The 22,871-nt window shown below is 64.7% G+C and carries 22 protein-coding genes; 12 read left to right on the top strand and 10 right to left on the bottom strand.

Translation table 11 applies throughout. The features are described from left to right. Positions 1 to 560 precede the first annotated feature (560 nt). Positions 561 to 1,988, top strand: coding sequence for an HNH endonuclease signature motif containing protein (locus CH262_RS02765; RefSeq protein WP_094716813.1), 1,428 nt, complete (start codon positions 561 to 563; stop codon positions 1,986 to 1,988). A gap of 178 nt (positions 1,989 to 2,166) precedes the next feature. Here the strand turns inward: CH262_RS02765 and CH262_RS02760 are convergent, their stop codons facing one another. Beyond that, complete coding sequence (locus CH262_RS02760) at positions 2,167 to 3,213, bottom strand: iron-siderophore ABC transporter substrate-binding protein (protein WP_032371648.1); 1,047 nt, start codon at positions 3,211 to 3,213, stop codon at positions 2,167 to 2,169. A 101-nt stretch (positions 3,214 to 3,314) separates the two neighbouring features. Here CH262_RS02760 and CH262_RS02755 point away from each other — a divergent pair, with 101 nt between their 5' ends. Both CH262_RS02755 and CH262_RS02750 read left to right on the top strand, forming a co-directional pair. Next, entirely contained in the window at positions 3,315 to 4,139 is an 825-nt protein-coding gene (locus CH262_RS02755; protein WP_032386341.1) for an SDR family NAD(P)-dependent oxidoreductase, read from the top strand. Beyond that, positions 4,136 to 4,630 carry an SRPBCC family protein gene (locus CH262_RS02750; RefSeq protein ID WP_094716812.1) on the top strand — a complete coding sequence of 165 codons (495 nt, stop codon included), beginning with the start codon at positions 4,136 to 4,138 and terminating at the stop codon, positions 4,628 to 4,630. The genes CH262_RS02755 and CH262_RS02750 overlap by 4 nt, the downstream gene beginning before the upstream one ends. A gap of 3 nt (positions 4,631 to 4,633) precedes the next feature. On the opposite strand, the gene CH262_RS02745 is transcribed toward CH262_RS02750, so the two are convergent. Continuing rightward, complete coding sequence (locus CH262_RS02745) at positions 4,634 to 5,143, bottom strand: mycothiol transferase (protein WP_032364903.1); 510 nt, start codon at positions 5,141 to 5,143, stop codon at positions 4,634 to 4,636. A 97-nt stretch (positions 5,144 to 5,240) separates the two neighbouring features. Here CH262_RS02745 and CH262_RS02740 point away from each other — a divergent pair, with 97 nt between their 5' ends. Further along, on the top strand, positions 5,241 to 6,275 hold the full coding sequence (locus tag CH262_RS02740) for an NADPH:quinone reductase (protein WP_094716811.1): 1,035 nt from the start codon (positions 5,241 to 5,243) through the stop codon (positions 6,273 to 6,275). Position 6,276: 1 nt separating this feature from the next. Here CH262_RS02740 and CH262_RS02735 read toward each other — a convergent pair whose 3' ends face one another. Then, positions 6,277 to 6,750 (bottom strand): phosphoribosyltransferase, encoded by a 474-nt coding sequence (locus tag CH262_RS02735; protein ID WP_094716810.1) that lies wholly within the window; start codon positions 6,748 to 6,750, stop codon positions 6,277 to 6,279. Positions 6,751 to 6,834: 84 nt separating this feature from the next. On the opposite strand from CH262_RS02735, the gene CH262_RS02730 reads away from it, so the two are divergent. The 3 genes from CH262_RS02730 to CH262_RS02720 all read left to right on the top strand — a co-directional run bounded on the left by CH262_RS02730 (position 6,835) and on the right by CH262_RS02720 (position 9,529). Beyond that, positions 6,835 to 7,503, top strand: coding sequence for a class I SAM-dependent methyltransferase (locus CH262_RS02730; RefSeq protein WP_080731908.1), 669 nt, complete (start codon positions 6,835 to 6,837; stop codon positions 7,501 to 7,503). Positions 7,504 to 7,513: 10 nt separating this feature from the next. Then, on the top strand, positions 7,514 to 7,876 hold the full coding sequence (locus CH262_RS02725) for a VanZ family protein (protein WP_094716809.1): 363 nt from the start codon (positions 7,514 to 7,516) through the stop codon (positions 7,874 to 7,876). Between the two features lie 153 nt (positions 7,877 to 8,029). Continuing rightward, positions 8,030 to 9,529, top strand: coding sequence for a stealth family protein (locus CH262_RS02720; protein WP_176457011.1), 1,500 nt, complete (start codon positions 8,030 to 8,032; stop codon positions 9,527 to 9,529). Here CH262_RS02720 and CH262_RS02715 read toward each other — a convergent pair. Beyond that, positions 9,526 to 10,437 (bottom strand): phosphodiesterase, encoded by a 912-nt coding sequence (locus CH262_RS02715; RefSeq protein ID WP_027497988.1) that lies wholly within the window; start codon positions 10,435 to 10,437, stop codon positions 9,526 to 9,528. The two genes, CH262_RS02720 and CH262_RS02715, sit on opposite strands and share 4 nt — an antisense overlap. 158 nt (positions 10,438 to 10,595) lie before the next feature. Here CH262_RS02715 and CH262_RS02710 point away from each other — a divergent pair, with 158 nt between their 5' ends. Beyond that, complete coding sequence (locus CH262_RS02710; RefSeq protein ID WP_094716825.1) at positions 10,596 to 11,405, top strand: alpha/beta hydrolase; 810 nt, start codon at positions 10,596 to 10,598, stop codon at positions 11,403 to 11,405. A 69-nt stretch (positions 11,406 to 11,474) separates the two neighbouring features. On the opposite strand, the gene CH262_RS02705 is transcribed toward CH262_RS02710, so the two are convergent. Both CH262_RS02705 and CH262_RS02700 read right to left on the bottom strand, forming a co-directional pair. Further along, on the bottom strand, positions 11,475 to 12,602 hold the full coding sequence (locus tag CH262_RS02705; RefSeq protein ID WP_032364891.1) for an acyl-CoA dehydrogenase family protein: 1,128 nt from the start codon (positions 12,600 to 12,602) through the stop codon (positions 11,475 to 11,477). A gap of 16 nt (positions 12,603 to 12,618) precedes the next feature. After that, positions 12,619 to 13,794 (bottom strand): acyl-CoA dehydrogenase family protein, encoded by a 1,176-nt coding sequence (locus CH262_RS02700; RefSeq protein WP_027497991.1) that lies wholly within the window; start codon positions 13,792 to 13,794, stop codon positions 12,619 to 12,621. 78 nt (positions 13,795 to 13,872) lie between these two features. On the opposite strand from CH262_RS02700, the gene CH262_RS02695 reads away from it, so the two are divergent. From CH262_RS02695 to CH262_RS02680, 4 genes are read left to right on the top strand one after another with little or no spacing between them, the layout of a single operon-like run. Beyond that, positions 13,873 to 14,427 (top strand): histidine phosphatase family protein, encoded by a 555-nt coding sequence (locus tag CH262_RS02695; RefSeq protein ID WP_027497992.1) that lies wholly within the window; start codon positions 13,873 to 13,875, stop codon positions 14,425 to 14,427. Positions 14,428 to 14,441: 14 nt separating this feature from the next. Further along, positions 14,442 to 14,924, top strand: coding sequence for a RidA family protein (locus CH262_RS02690; protein WP_032371653.1), 483 nt, complete (start codon positions 14,442 to 14,444; stop codon positions 14,922 to 14,924). A 39-nt stretch (positions 14,925 to 14,963) separates the two neighbouring features. Continuing rightward, a complete protein-coding gene (locus CH262_RS02685) occupies positions 14,964 to 16,454 on the top strand; it encodes an ABC transporter substrate-binding protein/permease (RefSeq protein WP_094716808.1) in 1,491 nt (496 codons plus the stop codon). Continuing rightward, positions 16,451 to 17,197, top strand: a complete 747-nt coding sequence (locus tag CH262_RS02680; protein WP_027497994.1) for an amino acid ABC transporter ATP-binding protein — start codon at positions 16,451 to 16,453, stop codon at positions 17,195 to 17,197. The genes CH262_RS02685 and CH262_RS02680 overlap by 4 nt, the downstream gene beginning before the upstream one ends. A gap of 145 nt (positions 17,198 to 17,342) precedes the next feature. Here CH262_RS02680 and CH262_RS02675 read toward each other — a convergent pair whose 3' ends face one another. The 4 genes from CH262_RS02675 to CH262_RS02660 all read right to left on the bottom strand — a co-directional run bounded on the left by CH262_RS02675 (position 17,343) and on the right by CH262_RS02660 (position 22,817). Beyond that, on the bottom strand, positions 17,343 to 19,409 hold the full coding sequence (locus CH262_RS02675; protein ID WP_094716807.1) for a xanthine dehydrogenase family protein molybdopterin-binding subunit: 2,067 nt from the start codon (positions 19,407 to 19,409) through the stop codon (positions 17,343 to 17,345). Further along, a complete protein-coding gene (locus tag CH262_RS02670) occupies positions 19,406 to 20,419 on the bottom strand; it encodes an FAD binding domain-containing protein (RefSeq protein WP_094716806.1) in 1,014 nt (337 codons plus the stop codon). The genes CH262_RS02675 and CH262_RS02670 overlap by 4 nt, the downstream gene beginning before the upstream one ends. Beyond that, positions 20,416 to 20,916: a 2Fe-2S iron-sulfur cluster-binding protein gene (locus CH262_RS02665; RefSeq protein WP_032386333.1), complete on the bottom strand. Its 501-nt coding sequence runs from the start codon at positions 20,914 to 20,916 to the stop codon at positions 20,416 to 20,418. Before CH262_RS02665 ends, CH262_RS02670 begins: the two co-directional genes overlap by 4 nt. A gap of 98 nt (positions 20,917 to 21,014) precedes the next feature. Then, positions 21,015 to 22,817 (bottom strand): DEAD/DEAH box helicase, encoded by a 1,803-nt coding sequence (locus CH262_RS02660; protein WP_032364895.1) that lies wholly within the window; start codon positions 22,815 to 22,817, stop codon positions 21,015 to 21,017. Positions 22,818 to 22,871: the final 54 nt, after the last annotated feature.

The raw sequence follows: 22,871 nt of genomic DNA, 5'->3' as shown, positions 1-22,871 counted from the left end.
TCGCGAGTATCGACTCGGGATGAGGCTCGGCGGCAGTGAGATCAGCCCTGCCTTGCGCGGCGTCGTGGGCACCGACTGCGCGACGCCCACCACGCCGGCTGAGACGCTGCCACGAGGACCGAGCGTGTTCCACCTGTCGCAGCCGACAGTGCATTCAGTCCGCCGCGCACAGAGGATCTCCGAACAACTGAGTAAAGCAGCAGAATTGGCAGATCGCTCGAGCGCAGGTTCGGGCGTCGCCGTCGGCGATACCGAGCGGACTCTTGGGGGCATTGCGCTCTGCACCGAATCGTCATCGCGAGATCACACCGCCGCAGAATTTGACGTCTCACCCCGGCTCGGTACTCGGGCAACGTTCGGGGTCGATGGGTCCGGTCCACATGCACCGATGCTCGGGTGTACTTCTCGTCGAAGTATCGCGGTCTTGTGCGGTCGCCGGAGAGATCGAGCCTTTACCATGCGCCACCGACAGGTTCGGATTATCGAATCCTTATGCACAGCAATAGTTTTCGATTGCACCATCATTGCGTATCGAACGCACGTTCGATACACTTCTTCCTATGACCACGGAGATCTGGCAACTGAGCGAAGCAGAACTGCTCGCCGACGCTGCCGCGGTCTCCCACGACATCCAATTGCTGGAAGCCCGGCGGATCGCATTGGTCGCCGAGATCGACACCCGCGTCTCGCGGGAGAAACTCGGCTTCCCCGGGCCCGCCGGTTGGCTCACCTCCACCACCCTCCTCACCCCGAGCAAAGCGAACAAGATCGTTGCCCTCGCCCGCGGACTGAAGAACTTCCCCGACATCGCCGACGCAGTGGACACCGGCGTCATGACCGTCGACCACGCCGCCCTGATCCTCACCTTCGCCGAAACACCACCGAAGAACCTCCCGCAAGAGGGTCGCGATATCGCCCGCACCGCGATGATCACCGCCGCCACCGGGCCCGGGGCACGCACCGACAAGATCCGTGAAGCGATCACCAAACTCGAAGACACCTACGGCAGCGACAAGCCGCCCCCTGAGGACACCGACCGCAACGAACTGTTCGCATCGAAGATGCTCAACCAACGCCTGTGCCTCAAGGCCGACTTCGATGCCGTCACCGCGGAAAAGCTCTTCACCGCACTCTCACCGCTGACCGAACCTCGGCCCGCAGCCGACGGCACCCCCGACGAACGCAGTCCTGCGAGGCGACGCGCCGACGCATTCGGGCAGATCCTCGACCACTACCTCGCCTCGAAGGATCGCCCCACCGAAGGCGGAGAGAGACCCCACATCAACCTCCACATCCGGTTGCAGGACCTCCAGAGCCTGAGCGGTCAGAACAGCGACGACATCACCGACGACGAAACCACCCGCGCTGCAGCAGAATCCGACAACGCCGATCCAGCCAACCCGGTGGACATCGACGCCGGCAACCCGATCCACTCCGACCCAATACGATCCGACCCGACCGAGTCGGACGCGGCGAATGAACTCCAGACCGGCAGCGCTGCCGGACCGAGCCAGGATCGCAGCGCGTATCGGGACCTGTTCGGCGATGGCACCACCGTCGGGTGGCTGCCCTGGATGGGACCACTCTCGCGCAACACCTCCCGCCAACTCGCCTGCGACTGTGTTCTCACCGCGATCGTCATGGACGAGAACGGCAACCCACTCAACCTCGCCCGCACCGCCCGCACCGTCACCGCGAAACAGAAACGCGCATTGACAGCCCGCGATCACGGTTGCGCGTTCCCCGGCTGCGGAAAACCCGCCGCCTGGACCGAAGGTCACCACATCTGGCACTGGGCCGACGGTGGACCCACCGACATGGACAACCTCGTCCTCCTCTGCGGATTCCACCACCGACTCATCCACCACAGTGACTGGGAAGTCTTCATCGGCACCGATCAGCACCCCTGGTTCGTACCCCCGGCAACCGTCGACCCCTACCGACAACCCAGACCATCCCACGCCCGAGCAGGCCCCCATATCGCCTGACCCCTCGAAACATACAGCCCACACAAACACTCCAGCCCCGCATCGAGAACACGGTGCGGGGCTGGAAGAGGTTGTCGAGCTGGGTGTTTCGATCAGACACTGCATGCTTCCTGCGCATGTACACGACCTGCGTGAAGCCGATCCTGCTCGTCTCCGCTCCGATCGACCGAACGGTGACCTACTTCGCGTCGAGCTTCGCGACAGCCTCGTCGATCATCGGCACGTATCGCTCGAGTGCCCACGGAACTGTCAGCGGGTTGATGATCGACGACCCAGTGACGAAGGACTGATCCGTCGGCGCAACGACCGACCCACGGGACACGGCCGGAATCTGCTTGTACGCAGGCTGATTCTCGGTGTCGGTGCGGTTCTGCGGATCGGAGTAGAAGGTGAAGATCAAGTCGGAATCGTTCAACAGATTCGCGTTCTCCAAGCCGATCACCGATGAGTCGGTGCCCTCGGTCTCGTCGAGCGTGTTCACCACCGGATCGACCTGCAGCCCGAGTCCGCGGACCATCGCGACGCGCTGCTCGTCGGCGAGGAACACTCCGAGTGTCCCGGGACCGGTGTTGTAGATGTAAGAGAAACTCACGTCCGAATACTCGGGGTGCTGGGCCGCGGCGTCGGCGAAGCGGTTTTCGATCTTGTCGATCTCCTCGGCCGCCTTTTGCTCCTCGCCCATGGCCTTGCCGATGACGGTGATCTGGTCCTGCCACGTCGTGGTCCACGGCTTCTCCTCGTAGGCGACCACCGGGGCGAAGGCACTGAGCTTGTCGAACTGATCCTGCGTGACGCCGGACCACGGTGCCAGAATCAGATCCGGTTCGAGAGCCGCGACGGCCTCGATGTTCAATTCGGTTCCGCCCGTGAACTGCTGAGGAAGCTCGGCACCCAATTCGGTGACCGCGTCGTGCACCCACGGGAGGTAGCCGGTGTCGTCGGCACCCCAGGAATACTCCTCGACGCCCACCGGGACGGTACCCAACGCGATCGCCGTTTCGGCCGAGCCCTGGCCGAGCGTCACGATGCGCTCCGGCTTCTCGGTGATGACGGCCTGACCCAGCGCCGAATCGATGGTGACGGCCGCGAAGTCGCTGCCCGCCTGTGGTTCCTCAGCGGTATCGGTACTCGAACACGCGCCGACCACAAGGGCCGACACCGTGAGCGCGGACAGCAGGGTTGCGCGGCGCGCAGTCCGTCGACCGGTCGGTGAAACAGAGAACATGGTTACCTTTCGACAAGCAAAGGGACGTTAAAGTAACCCTAGGCTAACCTCTCATCCGGATTCAAATGCGCTGCACAGCGGGCGTTCGCTACGGTGGGGGCATGAGCCTTCCTCGCCCCGCACCCGACCGGACTGCCGTCGTGACCGGAGCGTCTTCCGGAATCGGTGCCGCCATCGCTCGCGAACTCGCCTCCCGAGGTCACGGGGTCACCCTCGTCGCCCGCCGCGCCGACAAGCTCGACGAGCTTGCGGCCGAGCTCCGCTCGCGGGGAGTTCGCGCAGAGGTGCTCGCAGCAGACCTGTCCGATCGCAGCGCCCGCGCCGAATTGCTCGGGCGCATCACCGAACTCGGACTGACACCGGACATCCTGGTGAACAACGCCGGGTTGTCGACGCTCGGCCCGGTCGTCGAATCCGACCCCGAAGCTGAGATGAACATGATCGAGGTCGACGTGGTTGCCGTCGCCGATCTCTGCACTCGCTTCCTCCCCGGTATGACCGAGCGACGACGCGGAGCTCTGCTGAACGTTGCCTCCACCGCCGCGTTCCAGCCGCTACCCGGCCAAGCGGGCTACGGCGCATGCAAGGCGTTCGTTCTCTCCTACACCCAGTCTCTGACCGGAGAACTGCGCGGAACCGGCGTGACCGCCACCGCGCTGTGCCCCGGACCGGTGCAGACCGGTTTCGGCGAGGCCGCGGGCTTCGCGAAAGACGACGCCGAGAAGGCACTGCCATCGATCATGTGGGTGTCGGCAGAAACGGTGGCCAAGACCGCCGTCGACGACATGACCAAGGGACGGATGGTGTCGATCCCCGGGCCCGCCAACCGCATCGGATCGATCTTTGCCCAGATCACCCCGCGAACTTTGTTGGTGCCCATGCTCACTCGTATTCATCCAGGCCTGAAGAACGGCGCATCATCATGAGCCGCCAGTTCACGGTGTCCGACAGCGTCGTTGTCAACGCCGACGCCGACACCCTCTACGCTGCGATCAGCGACCCCACCAAGATGGGCCAGTGGAGTCCCGAGAATACCGGTGCCACCGTGCACGATCCTCGCGAGAGCGCCTACGTGGGAATGGTATTCGACGGAACCAACAAGCGCGGCAGGGCGAAGTGGATCACCCGCTGCACCGTGACCGCAGCCGACCCGGGCAAGACCTTCGAGTTCCGCGTCCACGCCATCGGCAAGAGCGCTCCGAAGATCAAGGGCGCGAACGCAACCTGGCGATACGACTTCGAGACGGTCGCGGGCGGCACAAAGGTCACCGAAACCTGGACCGACGACAGAACGAAATGGCCCGATGCCCTGGCGCTCGTGTTCGACAAGATCGTCACCAGCGGCAAGACGTTCCCGCAGTTCCAACGTCGCAACATCCGAAAGACGCTGGAGAACCTGCAGAAGCGTTACGCCTGACGGCTAGGCCTGCCGGGTGTACAGGCCGAGAACGTACGACGCCTGCCCGGCATGCTGAAGGTCGTCGGAGACCACGGACACCAGGCGCGCACCCAACGTGACCGGCGGATCCCAGTTCTCGTCGACGATTCGGTCCAGATCGTCGGTCGAGATACCGCTCAGGTACGCAACGGTTTTCGAGTGCACGGCGTCGTGGTATTCGCGCAACAACTCGGCGCTCGAGGTGACCCGAGCGACGTCGGAGGACGATTGGCCGTACCCGATGTCGGACTTGTCGAACGGCAATCCGAAACGCTCGAACCACGAGTCCGACGTCCAGACCTGTTCGCTCCCGGCCACACCCGCGATGTGGTCGTCTTGCACACGCGTCAGGTGCCACAGCAACCACGCGATGCTGTTGGCATCGGCGTCGGGCCGATAGGTCAACGCGGCAGCGGGGATGTCGTCCAACACCGAGTGAACGAGTTCCTTGATTCGACCGAATGCGTCGGTCAGCAGGTCGTTGTGGTTCATCGAGTACGCCTCTTTCGTCGAGCACTGATAGCCAGTCATGCATACCCCGATTGCTTCGAAGGGAACATCGGGGCCCTCCAGGCGCGTTGAACCCGGTATGACTTCTCCAGCAATTGTGTACACCCGCACCGGCGATTCGTCCGTCCTCGAACCGAAAGATCGCGAGGTGACCGAGCCGGCCGCAGGCGAAGTGCGCGTGCGCATCGTGGTCTCGGGCGTCAATCCGACGGACTGGAAGAACAGGACCGGTTCCGGACCGGGCGAGAAGCTGGCGTTCGACGAGGTGGTTCCGAACCAGGACGGTGCCGGAGTGATCGACGCCGTGGGCCCTGACGTCGAGGGGCTGGCCGTAGGAGATCGCGTCTGGGTGTACCTGGCCCAGCATCAGCGTCCGACCGGAACGGCGCAGAAGTTCACCAACCTTCCCGCATCACGTGTGGTTGCTCTGCCCGACGGCGTCAGCTTCGACGTCGGCGCGAGCCTCGGCGTACCCGCGATGACGGCACACCGCGCACTGACGGTGTCGGAGGACGGCCCGTCTCGCTTGCATCCCGGCGCGTTGGAAGGCAAGTCGGTACTCGTCGCCGGTGGCGCCGGTGCTGTCGGCCATGCCGCGATCCAATTGGCCCGCTGGGCAGGCGCGACCGTGGTGACGACCGTCAGCGGACCGGAGAAGGGCGCACTGGCCACCGCTGCCGGCGCGCACCACGTGGTGAACTACAAGACCGGAGACGCCGCCGCTGACATCCGCGAATTGGTGCCCGGCGGAATCGATCTGGTGGTCGAGGTCGCTCCCGCACAGAACGCCGCACTCAACGCGGCCGTGGGAGCGAACCGAGCCTCCGTAGCCGTCTACGCCAACAACGGCGGCGACACCATCACCCTCGACGTCCGGCCTAACATGGTGCTCAACACTCGCTACCAGTTCGTGCTGCTCTACACCGTGGGCGACGAGGCTCTGCGTAACGCCGAGGCGGACGTCAGCGCAGCGGCGGCAGCAGGCGTGCTGGAGGTGGGCGAAGCCACCGGCCTGCCACTGCACCGCTTCCCGCTGAGCGAGACCGCGGCCGCACACGACGCCGTGGAGAACGGAACCGTCGGCAAGGTGCTGATCGACGTCTCCAGCGAATAATTCAGGTGATGACCGGCAATGTGGACCACGGGAAATTGATCCACTTGTCGGTCTCTCGCCACGAGTAGTCCGGCTGCACAATGGTTCTGGGCTTGGTGTACATCACGGCCGACCGCACGTCGGCCGTGTGCGCCTTCAGTAGATCGATCACCAGCGCCAGGGTGCGGCCGGAATCGGCGACATCGTCGACGACGAGCAGCTTCTTGCCGACGATCGCGTCGGTATCCAGAAGTGGTTCGAGGACAACAGGATCGGGCAAAGTCTCTTCGATATCGGAGTAGAACTCGACATTGAGGGTGCCGGCAGCCTTGACGCCCATGGCGTAGGAAATGGCACCGGCAGGGATGAGTCCGCCGCGGGCGATTGCGATGACGATGTCCGGAACGAACCCGTCGCCCACGATCTTCTTCGTCAGATCGCGCGAGGCGTCTCCGAAGGTCTCCCACGTCAGTACTTCGCGTTCCGGTTCGGTCATGACGGATTACTTTACCCAAGGCCCATTTTTGCCGAATAAGCAAATTCGTTTGCGCTCGGGCACGACGGCGGGCAGTCTCGAACCATGGCCGACCACACACCTGCGCACACTCATCCAGCCGACCCGACCCACCCGGAACCGGATTTCGAGAACGGCACCTTCGACGAATCGTTCTGGGACAACCTCTACAACCAACGCACCGCCATCTGGAGCGGAAATCCCAACGCCGTGTTGGTACAGGAAGCGTCCGCGCTGACTCCGGGCCGCGCTCTGGACATCGGCTGCGGTGAAGGTGCCGACTCACTCTGGCTGGCCGGCGAAGGATGGACCGTGACCGGCGTCGACATCTCCGATGTGGCTCTCGGCCGCGCTCGCGCCGCACAGCAGGCACTCGGGTCACAGACGCTCGCGGTTGATTGGCGTCAGGAAGACGTACTGGACTGGACTCCCCCGGCCGCGGCGTTCGATCTGGTGTCGGTGCACTTCTTGCAGGTGCCGCCGGACGAATTGGAACTGACCACCCGCAGGTTCGCCGCGGCGGTCGCGCCGAAGGGCCGTCTACTGATCGTCGGGCACAGTCCCAGCGACAGCCACGCCTCGCAGCACCCGGCCAAGCACCGACTGTTTGCACCGGAGCCGGTCGTCGCTGCGGCGGGCGACGGGTTCGAGGTGATTCACGCCGAACACCGCACCCGGACGACGCCGGACGGCGACGAGCGAATCGACACAGTGGTGGTGCTGCAGCGCCGGTAAACTCTTCGCAGTGATCTCGCAGTCGACGTACCGAATTCCCCTGGCCGTCACGTTCGTCGTCGCGCTGATCGTTCTCTTCACCCCCGCGTCCGGGGTGCCGTCCGGCTTTCAGCACAGCGACAAGATCATTCATTGCATCCTGTTCGCTGCTCTCGCCTACACCTCCCGACTCGCCGGCATCGGCTGGGTGAAGACCGCACTGTGGGTGTCGGCGTTCGCAGTGGTATCGGAGTTCCTGCAGGCGATCCTGCCGCTCGGTCGCTCCGGATCGGCCGCCGACGCACTCGCCGACGTCGTCGGTATCGCACTGGGCCTGGTCGCAGCGAGCAGGGTTCTACCGCAGCGCGTCCGAAAGGCATCGCACCTGCACTAGACTGAGACGGCACCGGGGTTCCTCGGCCAGCGCGAACACTCCGGAAGGAACGTCATCACCTCGTCTTCTGCCCCGCACGATATCTACCTCGTTCCACCGGAGCACGAGACCAACGATGCCGTCACCCGAGAATCTGACGCCGCCGCAGCGCGCTTGAGCGAACGGTCCGACGTCGTCAGCCACGACGGCCGTTACGCACTGACCATCACCTCGACCACCCCGCACCAGGCGATGGTCGAAGATCTGCTGTTCGTGCGCGCCGTGCTCGACGCCGCGCGGATCAAGTACCTCCTGGTGCGCGGCAACGACGAGCGTCCCGTCATCGCCATAGAACTGGCCGCTCGCGAGGCACTGACCACGGCCCTGGTGCATGCCTGCCGCGCCGAGCCCTTCTACTCCAAGACCGTCGACGCCCGCGGAAAAGCGGTACTGGTAGCCGATGGCACCTTGTCGCCGTCGTCGAACGCGCGCATCGTGCGGCTCTACCGCCCACGTGTCGAGCCGTTCAGCGGGCTCTACTACGGCGCATCGACCGCGGTGCAGATCGAGCTGTGGTCGTTCTCACCGTCCGAGATCGTGCTGCCGATCGAGAACTCGCTCACTCGCCGCAACATCCGGCCCGACGAGGCCGTCCGCGGCACCGTCGAGCGCTTCGGCCGAACCTGGCCGACCATCGAGAACATGTTCGCCGACCACGCGTCGGACATCAATTTCGACATCGACATCGTGTTCTCGTGGGTCGACGGTTCGTCCGCGGAATTCCAGGCTCAACGCGCCCGCCGGATGGCGAACTACGTCGTCGGCGAAGGCGACGATTCGGCCGCCCGGTACCGGCAGATCGACGAACTGAAGTACGCACTGCGGTCGATTCACCTGTACGCACCGTGGATCAGGCGCATCTTCGTCGCCACCGACTCCCCGAGGCCGGCGTGGCTCGCCGACCATCCCAAGGTGACGTTCGTGCCGAGCGAGGCGTTCTTCGTCGATACCTCCGTACTGCCGACGCACAATTCGCAGGCCGTCGAATGCCAGCTGCACCACATCCCCGGGTTGTCCGAGCACTTCCTGTACTCGAACGACGACATGTTCTTCGGTCGCCCCGTCAGCCCGTCGATGTTCTTCTCTCCCGGCGGAATCAGCATGTTCATCGAGGCGACGACGCGAATCGGATTGGGGTACAGCGACGCCGATCGCAGCGGCTTCGAGAACGCGGCACGCGTGAACCGTCGGATCCTGCAGGACCGCTTCGGGATGACGACCACCCGGCACCTCGAGCATGCGGCAACGCCGTTGCGCCGCAGCGTGATGCAGGAAATGGAGAACGAGTTCCCCGATGAATTCGCCTCCACCGCTGCCAGTGCATTCCGCGCGAGTACGAACATCTCCGTGACGAACTCGCTGTACCACTACTACGCGCTGATGAGCGGACGCGCCGTGGTCCAGAAGGACGCGAAGGTCCGGTACATCGACACCACGTCCGTCGCGGGTCTCGAGTTGATGGAGAAGCTGCTGCCCAAGCGATCGGTCGACTTCTTCTGCCTCAACGACGGCAGCTTCCCGGAGGTCGACCTCGATCTGCGCACGCGCACCGTGACGCAGTTCCTGGACAAGTACTTCCCCATCGTCGCGCCGTGGGAACGCACCCCGAACTAGGCGTCGCTGAACAACTTTCGACGGGCGCTGTCGGCAATGGTCACTCCCGCCGCGTCGAGCCGACGCGCGGTCTCCTCTGCCGACACTGCCTCTCCCACAGTGTCGTACGAGCCCGTCGGCACCACCGAGTGGACGACGGTGTCGTCGTAGAGGTGAACCAAGTTGTAGCCCTGGGCTCCGTCACGACCACGTAACCCGCCGGCGGGGACATTGAGATCCTGGGTGTAGCACGTGGCCGACGCGACCGAGACGGGAATGCCCGCGAACGTCGCTGTCGTCGAATAGTGCAGATGCCCTGCGAGTATCGATCGCACGTCGCTGCCGCGCAGTACGTCCGCCAAGCGCGGCTGATCGATGAGCTCGACCAGAACTGCGAGATCGAGCACGGTCGGTACCGGCGGGTGGTGCATCGCCAGAATCGTGCCGAACTCGGCAGGGGTTGCGAGAGTGTCTGCGAGCCAAGCCAATTGCTCGTCGGCGAGCTCACCGTGATGCTTTCCGGGGACCGTCGTATCCAAGGTGACGATGCGAAGCCCGTCGACGTCGTGCACGCGGTCGATCGACTGCCCGCTCGGTTCGGCGTCGAGCAGGGTCCGACGGAACGTCGCGCGGTCGTCGTGATTACCCATCGCCCAGACGATTTGCGCGCCGAGCTCCTCGGCGACCGGCTCGACCAGAGCGCGAAGCTTCTCGTAGGCACCCGCCTCGCCCTTGTCGGTCAGATCACCGGTGAACACCAACGCATCGGGCCGCACCCCCGAGTTACGAACATCGGTCATCACCTGTTCGAGCCGCAGCTCACTGTCCACGCCGCCGTACAAGCGACCGCCGCCGTCGACGAGATGCGTGTCGCTGATGTGCAACAAGCAGTGATGGGGACGTGGGTACTCGGCCATCCGAGACTTCATCGAACTCTCGCTCACGATCGGACCTACCGTTTCACGATCACCCGGTCGGGCGAACGCCACTGCCACAAGCCAAGCATACGAGCGTTCACTGAGAAAAAGCTGGTCGAATCCGGACGGTGAACACCGTGGAAACTCCTGGCGTGTGGCAGGTTGAGAACATGACGTCTTCCAAGTGGACCTCCCTGCTCGCAGCCGCGGCACTGACCGTGGGCACGATGCTCGGGATCGGCGTGGCTCCGGCCGCCGCGCAGGGCCTGCCGACCGTTGTCCTCGTGCACGGTGCCTTCGCCGACAGCACCAGCTGGGACGGTGTCGCGGCCGACCTACGCGGCCGCGGCTACCCCGTCGTCACCGCCGAGAACTCACTGCGCGGCCCGGCGATCGATGCGGCCTCGGTGACCGACGTCGTCGAGAACATCGACGGGCCCGTGGTGTTGGTCGGCCATTCCTACGGCGGCACGGTGATCAGCAACGTGCACGCGGACAACGTGGAGGCTCTGGTCTACGTCGCGGCGTTCATGCCGGTCGAAGGCGAACCCGTCGCCCTCGAACTCGACCCGTTCCGATTCCCCGTGACGGCTCTGGTCCCACCTGTGATCGGGCTGTCGATCGTCGACGATTCGACCAATCTGATCGGCAAGAACGTCGACTCGTACATCACGCCCGCGCTGTTCCGTCCGTTCTTCGCCCCCGACGTCACCGAGGAGCAGGCCGCCCGCATGGCGGCACATCAGAAGACCATCGCCGCCGGTGCCTTGCTCGAACCGAGCGGTGCGCCGTCCTGGGCGCATACGCCGTCGTGGGCGCTGATCCCCCAGCAGGATCAGATCATCCCGACCTCTGCCGAACGGTTCATGGCGCACCGGGCCGGTGCCCGGGTGACCGAGGTTCCGGGCTCGCACGCGATTCTGGTTTCCAACCCCGCAGCTGTGGCCGACCTTGTGCTACAGGCGGATTCGGGTAGCTGACGCGTCCGAGAGACGAGAACGGGCCCGACCACCTGGACGAGGTGGCCGGGCCCGTATCCTTTTACCGGATCAGATTCCGATGAGGTCGTGATCGGCGACCTTGTCCGACAGGATGCGCAGGTGCTCGTCGGCCCCACCCAGAGTGTGCTCGATGGCCACGAGCCGACTGGTGTAGTGCCCGACGGGGTATTCGGCCGTGACGCCGATTCCGCCGTGCAGCTGAATTGCCTCCTGGCCGATCTTGCGACCGGAACGGGAGATCTGCAGCTTGGCGCGCGAGGCGATGGTCGTGTCGACATTGCCGTCCGCCAACGACATCGTGGCGTAGAGGCTCATGCTGCGGGCCAGTTCGAGCAGCACGTACATGTCCGCCGCACGGAAGGTGAGCGCCTGGAACTTGGCCAGCGGAACCCCGAACTGCTTGCGCTGCTTGAGGTAATCGGTGGTCAGCCGCAGCGCCTCCTCCATTGCTCCCACTGCCTCGGCGCACAGCGCGGCCTGGGCGCGCACCTCGGCACCGGTGATCGCCGCGGCTGCGTTCTCGGCCGAACCCAGCGGTTCTGCAGCAACGTCGGAGAATTCGATCTGCGCGGCGCGCTGACCGTCGTGGGTGGCGTACGACTTGCGTGTCAGCCCGGTCGCGTCGCCGTCGACGACGAACAATCCGGTTCCACCGCCGGGGAGCACGGCACTGACGACGATGACGTCAGCGCTGCCGCCGTGCGGAACCGGGTTCTTGACGCCGCTGATCGACCACGATCCACCGTCCTCGGTCGCCGTGGTGGCAACCTCGACGTTCGGCCAGCGGCTGCCGGATTCGTTGTGCGCGAACGCCAACATCGACGAGCCCTCGGCCACGGGTGGCAGAAGTCGCTTGCGCTGATCGGCTGAGCCGAGCTCGGAGATGAGCCCGCCGGGCACGAGAACGGCGTCGAGAATGGGCTCCGGCGCGAGCCGTCGTCCGACCTCGGTCATGACCGCCATGATCTCCACGGGACCGGCGTCCATACCGCCGTCGTCCTCGCTGAACGTCAGACCCAGCAGACCGACCTCGGCCAGCTGCTTCCAGACGTCGGTGCTCCACCCCAACTCACCGGCCACGATCTTGTTGCGCTTCTCGGTGTCGTAGGCGCGCGAGAGAACCTCACGGGTGGTGTCGCGCAGCAGTTTCTGCTCTTCGTTGAGTTCGAAATCCATGTCTTCAGATGCTCCCTTACAGTCCGAGAATCGCCGACGCGATGATGGTGCGCTGAACCTCGTTCGAGCCGCCGTAGATCGAGACCTTGCGATAGTTGAGGTAGTTCGGTACCGACCGCTGCGCCCAACCGTCGCTCTCGATGTCCTCGCCTGCCTCGTAGGGCAAGGAGTCCGGCCCGGCGATGTCCATCAGCAATTCGGTTGTGGTCTGCTGCAATTCGGAACCCCGCAGCTTCAGAATCGACGATGCCGGGTTCGGCTTGCCGTCGTCCGAGCTCGAGACCATCCGCAACTGGGTGAGCTCGAGGGCGAGCAGTTCGTTCTCCACCTCGGCCAGCTTGGCCGCGAACAGTGGATCCTCGAGCAGCGTCCCGGTGCCGACCTTCGTCTGCGCGGCGTGCTTCTTCGCCTGTCCCAGTCGAACTTTGGTGTGCCCGGCGCGGGCGACGCCGGTGCGCTCGTTGCCGAGCAGGAACTTCGCGTAGCTCCAGCCCTGGTTCTCCTCGCCCACGAGGTTCTCGGCCGGGACGCGGACGTTGTCGAAGAACACCTCGTTGACCTCGACGCTGCCGTCGACCAGCTTGATGGGACGCATCTCGATGCCGGGGGTGTTCAGATCGATGAGCAGGAACGAAATTCCGGCCTGCTTCTTCGGTGCATCGGGGTTGGTTCGTACCAACGCGAAGATCCAGTCGGCGTACTGGCCGAGAGTGGTCCACGTCTTCTGGCCGTTGACGATGTAGTCGTCACCGTCCCGAATGGCGGTGGTACGCAGCGAGGCGAGATCCGAACCGGCTTCGGGCTCGGAGAACCCCTGACACCACCAGATGTCGAGGTTCGCCGTCTTCGGCAGGAACTTCTCCTTGATCTCCTGCGACCCGAACGTCGCAATGACCGGGCCCACCATCGACGCGTTGAACGCCAGCGGCTCGGGTACCGAGGCCAGCTGCATTTCGTCGAGCCAGATGTGACGCTGGACCGCAGACCAGTCGCGGCCACCGAACTCCGCAGGCCAGTGCGGTACTGCCAGTCCGTTCTCGTTCAGGATTCGCATGGTCGTGACCACTTCGTCCTTGCTCAACTCCTGACCCGTCGCGTTCTTCTCGCGAATCTCGGCGGGGATCTTCGTGGTGAAGAACGTCCGCATCTCGTCGCGGAACGCGGCCTCTTCTTCTGTCAGGGCAAGATTCATCGACAATCCTCCGTGCTCGTTCGCTTATCTCGGTATCGACCGTACTCCCTGGTAACTCTGGGATATTCTCCGCTCACTATGACTTTTCTGGCGCTGGTTCGGCACGGTGAAACGAACTGGAATTTGCACGGCCGCCTGCAGGGCTCTTCGGACATCCCTCTCAACGACACCGGACGAGCTCAGGCCCGCGAGGCAGGCTACGAACTGGAGTTCCGTACGTGGGATCACCTGGTCAGTTCGCCACTGGTCAGAGCCGCAGAAACCGCCGACATCATCGGGACCCATCTCGGCCTGAACCGAACCGCCGAATTCCCGGATCTTGCCGAGCGTCACTTCGGTGACGCCGAGGGATTCACCGACTGGGACGCGTACTCGCATTGGCCGGACGGGCGATACCCGGGCCTCGAGCCACGATCGAATCTGATCGTCCGGGGCGTGCGAGCCGTCGACGAGATCGCCTCGCGCTACCCCGACTCCGCGGTGATCGCCGTGGCCCACGGCGGCGTCATTCGAGCCATCTTCGACGCCATCCGTCGACGACACTCACCCCGCATACTCAACGCCGGTGTGTCCACACTCGAACACGACGGCACCCGATGGACGGTTCGCACCATCAACGGCGTTGCGGTCTGACAGGATTTTCGTTCATGGAGATCGAACGTCGCATCGCCGAACTCGGCTTCGAGCTGCCCGGTGAACCGAGCGCACCACCGGGATTCGAGTTCTCCTTCGATTGGGTTCGCGTGCGCGGCAACCGCGTCTTCGTCTCGGGTCATTCGCCGCTCGCACCGGACGGAACCCTCGCCGGTCCGTTCGGTGCGGTGCCGTCCGAAGTCGACCTCGACGCCGCCACCGACGCCGCGCGTGACACCGCCCTCGCGGTATTGGGCAGCCTCGCCCGTGCCATCGGAGATCTCGATCGAATCAGCGCGTGGCTGACCGTCACCGGCTCGGTCAACGCCGATCACGGCTTCACTCAGACCACCACCGTCGTCAACGGGTTCTCCGATCTGGTGTTGGCGATCTTCGGACCCGAGGTCGGTGCGCATGCGCGGACTGCGCTGGGAGCGGCCGCATTGCCGATGAACAACACCGTCGTCGTGTCAGCGGAACTGGAGATCGACGGGTAGGTTTTTCTCCACTCGTCATTACAGCGAAAGCAGGCCTAGATGGTGCGCAGATCCACTCTGGTTCTGGTCGCGATTCTGATCGGCATACTCGGATTGTCCGGGTGTAGTTCGTCGTCGCAATCCCTCCTGGACCGAGTGCGCGACGACGGTGTACTCGTCGTCGGCACCGAGGGCACGTACAGCCCGTTCAGTTATCAGGGCGGGGACGGCCAACTCACCGGCTACGACATCGACGTCATCAACGCGGTCGGCGACGAACTGGGCGTCCGCGTCGACTTCGTGCAGACCCCCTTCGACTCGATCTTCGCCGGGCTGCAATCGCAACGCTTCGACCTGATCGCGAACCAGGTGTCGATCACTCCCGCCCGGCAGTCGACCTACGACCTGTCCAAGCCCTACACGGTGTCCGAAGGCCAGATTCTCGCCGCCGCGAACAACACCACGATCACCTCGACGGCCGATCTGGCCGGCAAGACCACCGCCCAATCGTCGACGAGCAACTGGGCCGAGGTCGCTGCCGACGCGGGCGCGAACGTCGAGGCGGTCGAGGGATTCGTCCAAGCGGTCGCGCTCGTCAAGGACGGCCGGGTGGACGCCACCGTCAACGACTCGCTCGCCATCGCGGAATACCTGCAGCAGACCGGCGACACGGGAGTGCGGGTCTCCGGAAACACGGGCGACACGACGCTGCAGTCCTTCGTGGCCCGCAAGAACAGCGGCCTGATGGACGAGGTCGACGCGGCCATCGACACCCTCCGTGACAACGGCACCATCGCCGAGATCTCGAAGAAGTACTTCGGGAGCGACGTCGCGGCACCGACCGCCGACACCGCGGCACCGGTGAGCGAGGACGCAGGAACCACTGCGCCGTCGAAGATGCAGTTGGTACTCGACAACCTGTGGCCGATGCTCAAGGCGACGGTCACCATGACGATCCCGCTGACCGCCGTCAGTTTCGTTGTGGGACTGGTCATCGCGCTGGCCGTGGCACTCGCCCGGATCTCGTCGATCAAGCCCCTCGCCGCAGTGGCCCGGTTCTATGTCTCGATCATTCGCGGCACTCCCCTACTGCTGCAGCTGTTCATCATCTTCTACGGCCTGCCGCAGTTCGGCATCGTGATCTCGCCGTTTCCGGCGGCGGTCGTGGCGTTCTCGCTCAATGTCGGCGGCTACGCGGCCGAAGTCATTCGCGCTGCGATATTGAGCGTGCCCAAGGGCCAGTGGGAGGCCGCGCAGACGATCGGCATGGGATACCGAACCACCTTGCAGCGCATCGTGCTTCCGCAGGCACTGCGCACCGCCGTGCCGCCGCTGTCGAACACGTTGATCTCGCTGGTCAAGGACACCTCGCTGGCATCGACCATCCTGGTAACCGAACTGCTGCGCGTCGCGCAGCTGGCGGCGGCTCCGACGTTCGACTTCTTCACGCTGTACTCCGTTGCCGCCCTGTACTACTGGGTGATCTGCATAGTTCTCTCGTTCTTCCAAGGCAAACTCGAAGTCCGACTCGACAGGTACGTGGCGAAATGACAGACCTGCTGGAAGTATCCGCACTGAAGAAATCGTTCGGACCGATCGAGGTACTGAAGGACGTCTCGTTCACCGTGCCGTCGGGCACCGTCACCGTCATCATCGGGCCGTCCGGCTCCGGCAAGACCACAGTGTTGCGAACGCTCAACGCTCTCGACCGAGCCGATGCCGGCCTGATCCGCATCGGCGACGTGTCGGTCGACTTCGCCGAGCCCGTGGACGCCGCGCGACTGCGCCACTTCCGCGCGCAGAGCGGCATGGTGTTCCAGAGCCACAACCTGTTTCCCCACAAGACCGTGCTGCAGAACATCATCGAGGGACCGGTGATCGTCCAGAAACGGGCCAAGGACGACGCCACTCGCGACGCACACGCGATCCTCGACCAGATCGGTCTCGACGCCAAGTCCGACCAGTACCCGTTCCAGCTTTCCGGCGGCCAACAGCAACGCGTCGGAATCGCCCGGGCCCTCGCCCTGCGCCCCAAACTGATGCTGTTCGACGAGCCGACATCCGCGCTCGATCCCGAACTGGTCGGCGAAGTACTGGGCGTCATCAAAGGCCTTGCCGCCGAAGGCTGGACGATGGTGATCGTCACCCACGAGATCCGCTTCGCCCAGCAGGTGGCCGATCAGGTGCTGTTCCTCGAGAACGGCGTCGTCGTCGAACGCGGGACACCCGAGCAGGTTCTCGCGAACCCGACCGAGCCCCGTACCCGACAGTTCCTGCAGCGAATCTTGGCGTAGAGGGGCTGCGCCCGATCGTGAGTGGAGCCTGCGGAACGAATCCATCGAGGCATGTGAGTGGAGCCTGCGAAACGAATCCATCGAGGCATGTGAGTGGAACTTCGTAGCAGGGGTCGAGTTTCCACTCACATGCGGCGAAGCCGCTCTAGAGGTGCGGTAGCACCTTGTCCAGGGTGATCGGGAGGTCGCGGACTCGGACGCCGGTGGCGTTGTAGACCGCATTGCCGATGGCTGCCGACGAGCCCACCGCACCGATCGCACCGATTCCCTTACCGCCCATCGGTGCGAGCTCGGTGTCGACCTCCTCGATCCACACGGCCTCGAGATCGGTGACGTCCGCACAGGCCGGGATGTGGTACTCGGCGAGGTCGTGGTTGGCGAAGCCGCCGAATTCGTGATCGACGACGCCGCTCTCCATCAACGCCATTCCGAGTCCGAACGTCATGCCGCCGATGAGCTGCGACCGGGCCAGTCGTGGATTCATCACCTTCCCGATGCCGAACACCCCCAGCATCCGGCGCACGCGTACTTCACCGGTGTCGACGTCGACTGCCACCTCGGCGAACTGGGCACCGAACGCCATGCGCGCCAACTCTTTCTGGGCTTCGACGTCGTCGGTTGTATCGGCCTCGGCGGAGTTACCCGGCTGCAACGGTCCCTGGTCCCGCAACGCGTTACAGACCTTGGTGACCGCCCAACCCCAGGAAGAGGTGCCCGAGGATCCACCGGCACCGGGGGCCTTGGGCAGAGCGCTGTCGCCCAATTGCAGCGTGACGGCATCCGCATCGACCTCGAGCGCATCGGCGGCAATCTGTCGCAGCACGGTCCGCGCACCGGTTCCGATGTCGGATGCAGCGACGGACACCGTGATCGTGCCGTCCTGCTCGACACGCGCCGCCGCGGTACTCGGCGAGATCAGCACCGGGTAGCTCGCTGTCGCGACGCCCATTCCGAGCAAGACATTGCCTTCTCGGCGTCGGCCCGGCGTGGAGTCTCGACGATCCCAGCCGAATTTCTCGGCACCCTCGCGCAGGCACTGCACCACACTGCGGGAGCTGAACGGATTCCCACTCGCGGGATCGACGTCGGGTTCGTTGCGGATCCGGAGCTCGATCGGATCGATTCCGGTGGCCGTTGCCAATTCGTCGATCGCCGTCTCGACGGCAAACATGCCGGGTGCCTCACCCGGGGCTCGCATCCAGCGCGGGGTGCCGACATCCAGCGACGCGAGCCGATGCGTTGTGGCGCGGTTGGGCGAGGCATAGATGTGCCGGGTCGATTCCGACGTCTGCTCACAGAACTCGAAGATCGTGCTCGTCTGTTGAAAGGAATCGTGAGCGATGGCCTGCAGCCTGCCACCCGAATCTGCACCGAGCCGAACGTGATTGAGGGTCGGGGTGCGGTATCCGACCACATCGAACAGGGCCTGCCTCGGCAGGACCAGCTTGACGGTCTTGCCGGTTGCTCGCGCCGCCATCGCAGCGAGAACCGCGTTGGGCCGTGTACTGCCTTTCGCTCCGAAACCTCCGCCGACGTTCTCTGCGATCACACGAACGTTCTCGGGTTCGAGCCCGAACGCGGTGGCGAGATCGCCCTGAACGCCCGACGGTGCCTGCGTCGAATCCCAGACCGTCAGCACACCATCGGACCATTGCGCCGTGGTGGCATGCGGTTCCATCGGACTGTTGTGCATCGGAGCCGTCGAGTACCAGTTGTCGACGACGTGCTCGGCCGTCGTCAATGCAGCGTCCGGATCACCGACCGTGACGTCGGTGGGGAACCCCGCGTTGACGGACTCGGGCGCGTACAGCGAGCTGTGATCGGCGCTCAGGGTGTTGTCGGGTGAGCGAACGTCGGCGTAACGCACCTGTACTCGGGCAGCAGCCGCGCGGGCAGCCTGGAGGGTGTCGGCCAGAACGACGGCCACGATCTGGCCGCGGTAAGCAACGGAATTCGATTGCAGCACATGCAGTTCCGCATCTTCCACGTCGCCCAGCTTCTCGGCGTTGCCGTGCCACAGCAGCGAGTGCACCGACGGGCCCCCGTCAGCGAGTTCGACGTTCTCGACCGTCCCGACGGGAACCGTCGCGGGCACGTACCAGGCGTACACCTGGCCGGCGATCGGCGGCTGCTCGGCGGCGTAGCGCGCTCGGCCGGTGACCTTGTCGACGGACTCGGTGCGCTGAATCGACCGGCCGATCGATGCCGTCATGACCGATCTCCCAACTCTTCGTGTGTGCCCAGCTCTGCCAACTCCGTCAGCGTGCGCGTCACCAGGTTCGTGACCAGCGGAATTTTGAACGCGTTGTCTCGCAACGGCTCTGCTGCGTGCAGTTCCTCGGTGATCGCAGCCCGGAACGACGCCTCGTCGGGAGCGGTTCCGAGCAAAGCATGTTCGGCGGTTCGGGCCCGCCACGGTCGGTGCGCGACGCCGCCCAGCGCGATCGCCACCCCACGTACGATTCCGTCCTCGACGTCGAGCACAGCGCCGATCGACGCGACCGCGAACGCGTACGACTGCCTGTCCCGTACCTTCCGATACGTCGAGACAGTGCCGTCGGCAGCCTTCGGAATTTCGATGGCGGTGACGATCTCGTCTCGGGCGACAGTGTTGTCTCGCGTCGGATCATCGCCGGGCAATCGGTAGAACTCGTCCATCTCGAGTTTCCGTTCACCGTCGACTCCGCGAACGACGATGCGCGCGTCGAGAGCCGACAGCGCGACGGCCATGTCGGACAGATGCGTCGCCACGCACGACGACGAGGCTCCGAGGATGGCGAGGTTTCGATGCTCGCCATTACGTGCCGGACAGCCCGAACCGGGTTCGCGCTTGTTGCACGGCTTGGATGCGTCCATGAAGTAGACGCATCGGGTGCGCTGGAACAGGTTTCCGCCGGTGGTGGCCATGTTGCGTAGCTGGCCCGAGGCCCCGGACAGCACTGCCCGCGAGAGCACCGGATACCGCTGGCGGACAACCGGATGCACCGCAAGATCGCTGTTGGACACCCCGGAGCCGATCCGCAACGCTCCGTCGTCGGCGACGTCGATGTCGTGCAACGGCAATCGCGTCACATCGATCAACGCCGATGGTGCGGCCACACCCAGCTTCATCAGATCGACCAGATTGGTGCCGCCACCGAGCAACATTGCGTTCTCGTCCCCCGCCAGGCGCTCGAGAGCGTCGTCGATCGCAGTGGCGGTTCGGTATTCGAAGGTTCTCATGACGCGTCCTGCACTGCGGGAACGATGTTCGCGTACGCACCGCAGCGGCACAGGTTGCCGCTCATGCGTTCGCGCACTTCGCCGGAGTCGAGTTCGACATCGGTGGCCTCGAGGTCTTCGGTGACCGCGCTGGGCCAGCCCTGTTTCGCCTCCTCGATCACCGCGACCGCCGAGCAGATCTGCCCGGACGTGCAGTACCCGCACTGGAACGCGTCACGATCGACGAAAGCCTGCTGCACGGGATGCAGAGTGTCGCCGTCGGACAGTCCCTCGACCGTGATGATCTCGCGCCCGACCTGCGCGACGGCGAACGTGAGGCAACTGTTGATTCGCCGGCCGTCGACCAGGACGGTGCAGGCACCACACTGACCGTGGTCGCACCCCTTCTTGGCCCCGACGAGATCCAGGTTCTCGCGAAGTGCGTCGAGCAGAGTGGATCGAGTGTCGCAGTCGATCTCACGATCGGTTCCATTGACACGCAGAGTGACGTTGGTCATGCACGTGTGGATACCCGGGGCCTGAGCCATCAAACGCTCGAGCCGGCGGGTCGTGCGCGGAACTTCGTAGCGGGCTACGAAGTTCCGCGCACGTGGTGCTAGCGCTTGCCCTTGAACTTTCCGCCGCCGCGCGGCCCGCCACTGCGTCCGGGAGGACCGGAGTCGGGCTGCAGCTGAATCAACACGCCGCTGATGCGGGTGCGGCGCAGCGCCTCGACCGTCTCGTCGGCGAGGTCGGCAGGCAACTCGACCAGCGAATGGTCGGGACGAATGCTGATGTGCCCGAAGTCGCTTCGACGCAGACCGCCTTCGTTGGCGATGGCACCGACGATGGCACCGGGAGCGACGTGATGACGCTTACCGACGCTGATGCGGTACGTCGCCATTTCCTGGCCGGTCTTGCGGTGGTGCGAGCTGGCCGCATCCTCGTCGAACGTCCGCGGTGGCCGCGGCTCCCGAGGCTCGCGGGGTGCCCGCGGCGGGGCAGGCGGCTCGGGCTTGAGCAGGAAGGCTTCGCCGTCGCGCGACTGGATGGCCAGAGCTGCTGCGATATCGACCAGCGGCACGTCGTGCTCGCGCTCGTAGTCCTCGATGAGCCGGCGGAACAGCGCCAGATTCTCGTTGCCGAGGCTCTCGGTGATGGAGTCCTTGAACTTCGTGACGCGCTGCGCATTGACGTCGTCGACGCTGGGGAGCTGCATCTCGGTGATCGGCTGCCGCGTCGCACGCTCGATGGCCTTGAGCAGGTGACGCTCGCGGGGCGCAACGAACAACAGGGCCTGACCGGCGCGACCCGCGCGGCCGGTACGGCCGATGCGGTGTACGTAGGACTCGGTGTCGTGCGGGATGTCGTAGTTGATGACGTGCGAGATGCGGTCGACGTCGAGACCACGAGCCGCCACGTCGGTGGCCACCAGAATGTCGATCTGGCCGTTCTTGAGCTGGCCGATGGTGCGCTCACGCTGTGCCTGCACGATGTCGCCGTTGATCGCGGCGGCGGAGAATCCCCGGGCGCGCAACTTCTCGGCGAGCTCTTCGGTGGCCTGCTTGGTGCGCACGAACATGATCATGGCCTCGAACTCTTCGACCTCGAAGATTCGAGTGAGCGCCTCGAGCTTGCGCTGATGCGCCACCTGCACGTAGCGCTGCGTGATGTTCGGTGCCGTCGACGTCTTGGTCTTGACGGTGATCTCCACCGGATCGTGCAGGTACTGCTTGGAGATCTTGCGAATCGCGGCCGGCATCGTGGCCGAGAACAACGCGACCTGCTTGTACTCGGGAGTGTCGGACAGGATGCGCTCGACGTCCTCCTGGAACCCCATCTTGAGCATCTCGTCGGCCTCGTCGAGCACGAGGTACTCGAGCCCGGACAGGTCGAGCGTGCCCTTCTCGAGGTGGTCGATGACGCGACCCGGGGTGCCGACGATGATCTGCGCACCCTTGCGCAGGCCGGACAGCTGGATCCCGTAGGCCTGACCGCCGTAGATGGGCAGAATGTGCAGACCCGGAATGTGGGTGGCGTACTTGCCGAACGCCTCGGCCACCTGCAGTGCGAGCTCGCGGGTCGGTGCCAGCACCAGCGCCTGCGGCGTCCGACGCGAGACGTCGAGACGGGACAGGATCGGCACTGCGAACGCAGCGGTCTTACCCGTTCCGGTCTGCGCGAGGCCGACGACGTCGTTGCCCGCCATCAACGGCGGGATGGTGGCCGCCTGGATGGGCGACGGGCTCTCGTATCCGACGTCGCGCAGGGCCTTCAGGACCCGCTCGTCTATTCCGAGATCGGCAAAAGTGATGTCGTCATCCGCTGTCGAAGAAGACTCACCTGCGTGGACGGGAGGGGACGAACTCGTCTCGTCAGACGTCACGGCGGCATCCTGATCAGATTCTGAAGTGCTCATATACACCCGAGTTTAGTACCTGCCCGGCCCCCGCGACTCCTTCTGCGCTGATCA

Origin of the sequence: Rhodococcus sp. 05-2255-1e, from assembly GCF_002259025.1 — a bacterium.
GTDB lineage: Bacteria > Actinomycetota > Actinomycetes > Mycobacteriales > Mycobacteriaceae > Rhodococcoides > Rhodococcoides fascians.
The sequence above is the reverse complement of the archived record's forward strand: the minus strand, read 5'-3'. Positions and strand labels throughout refer to the sequence as shown.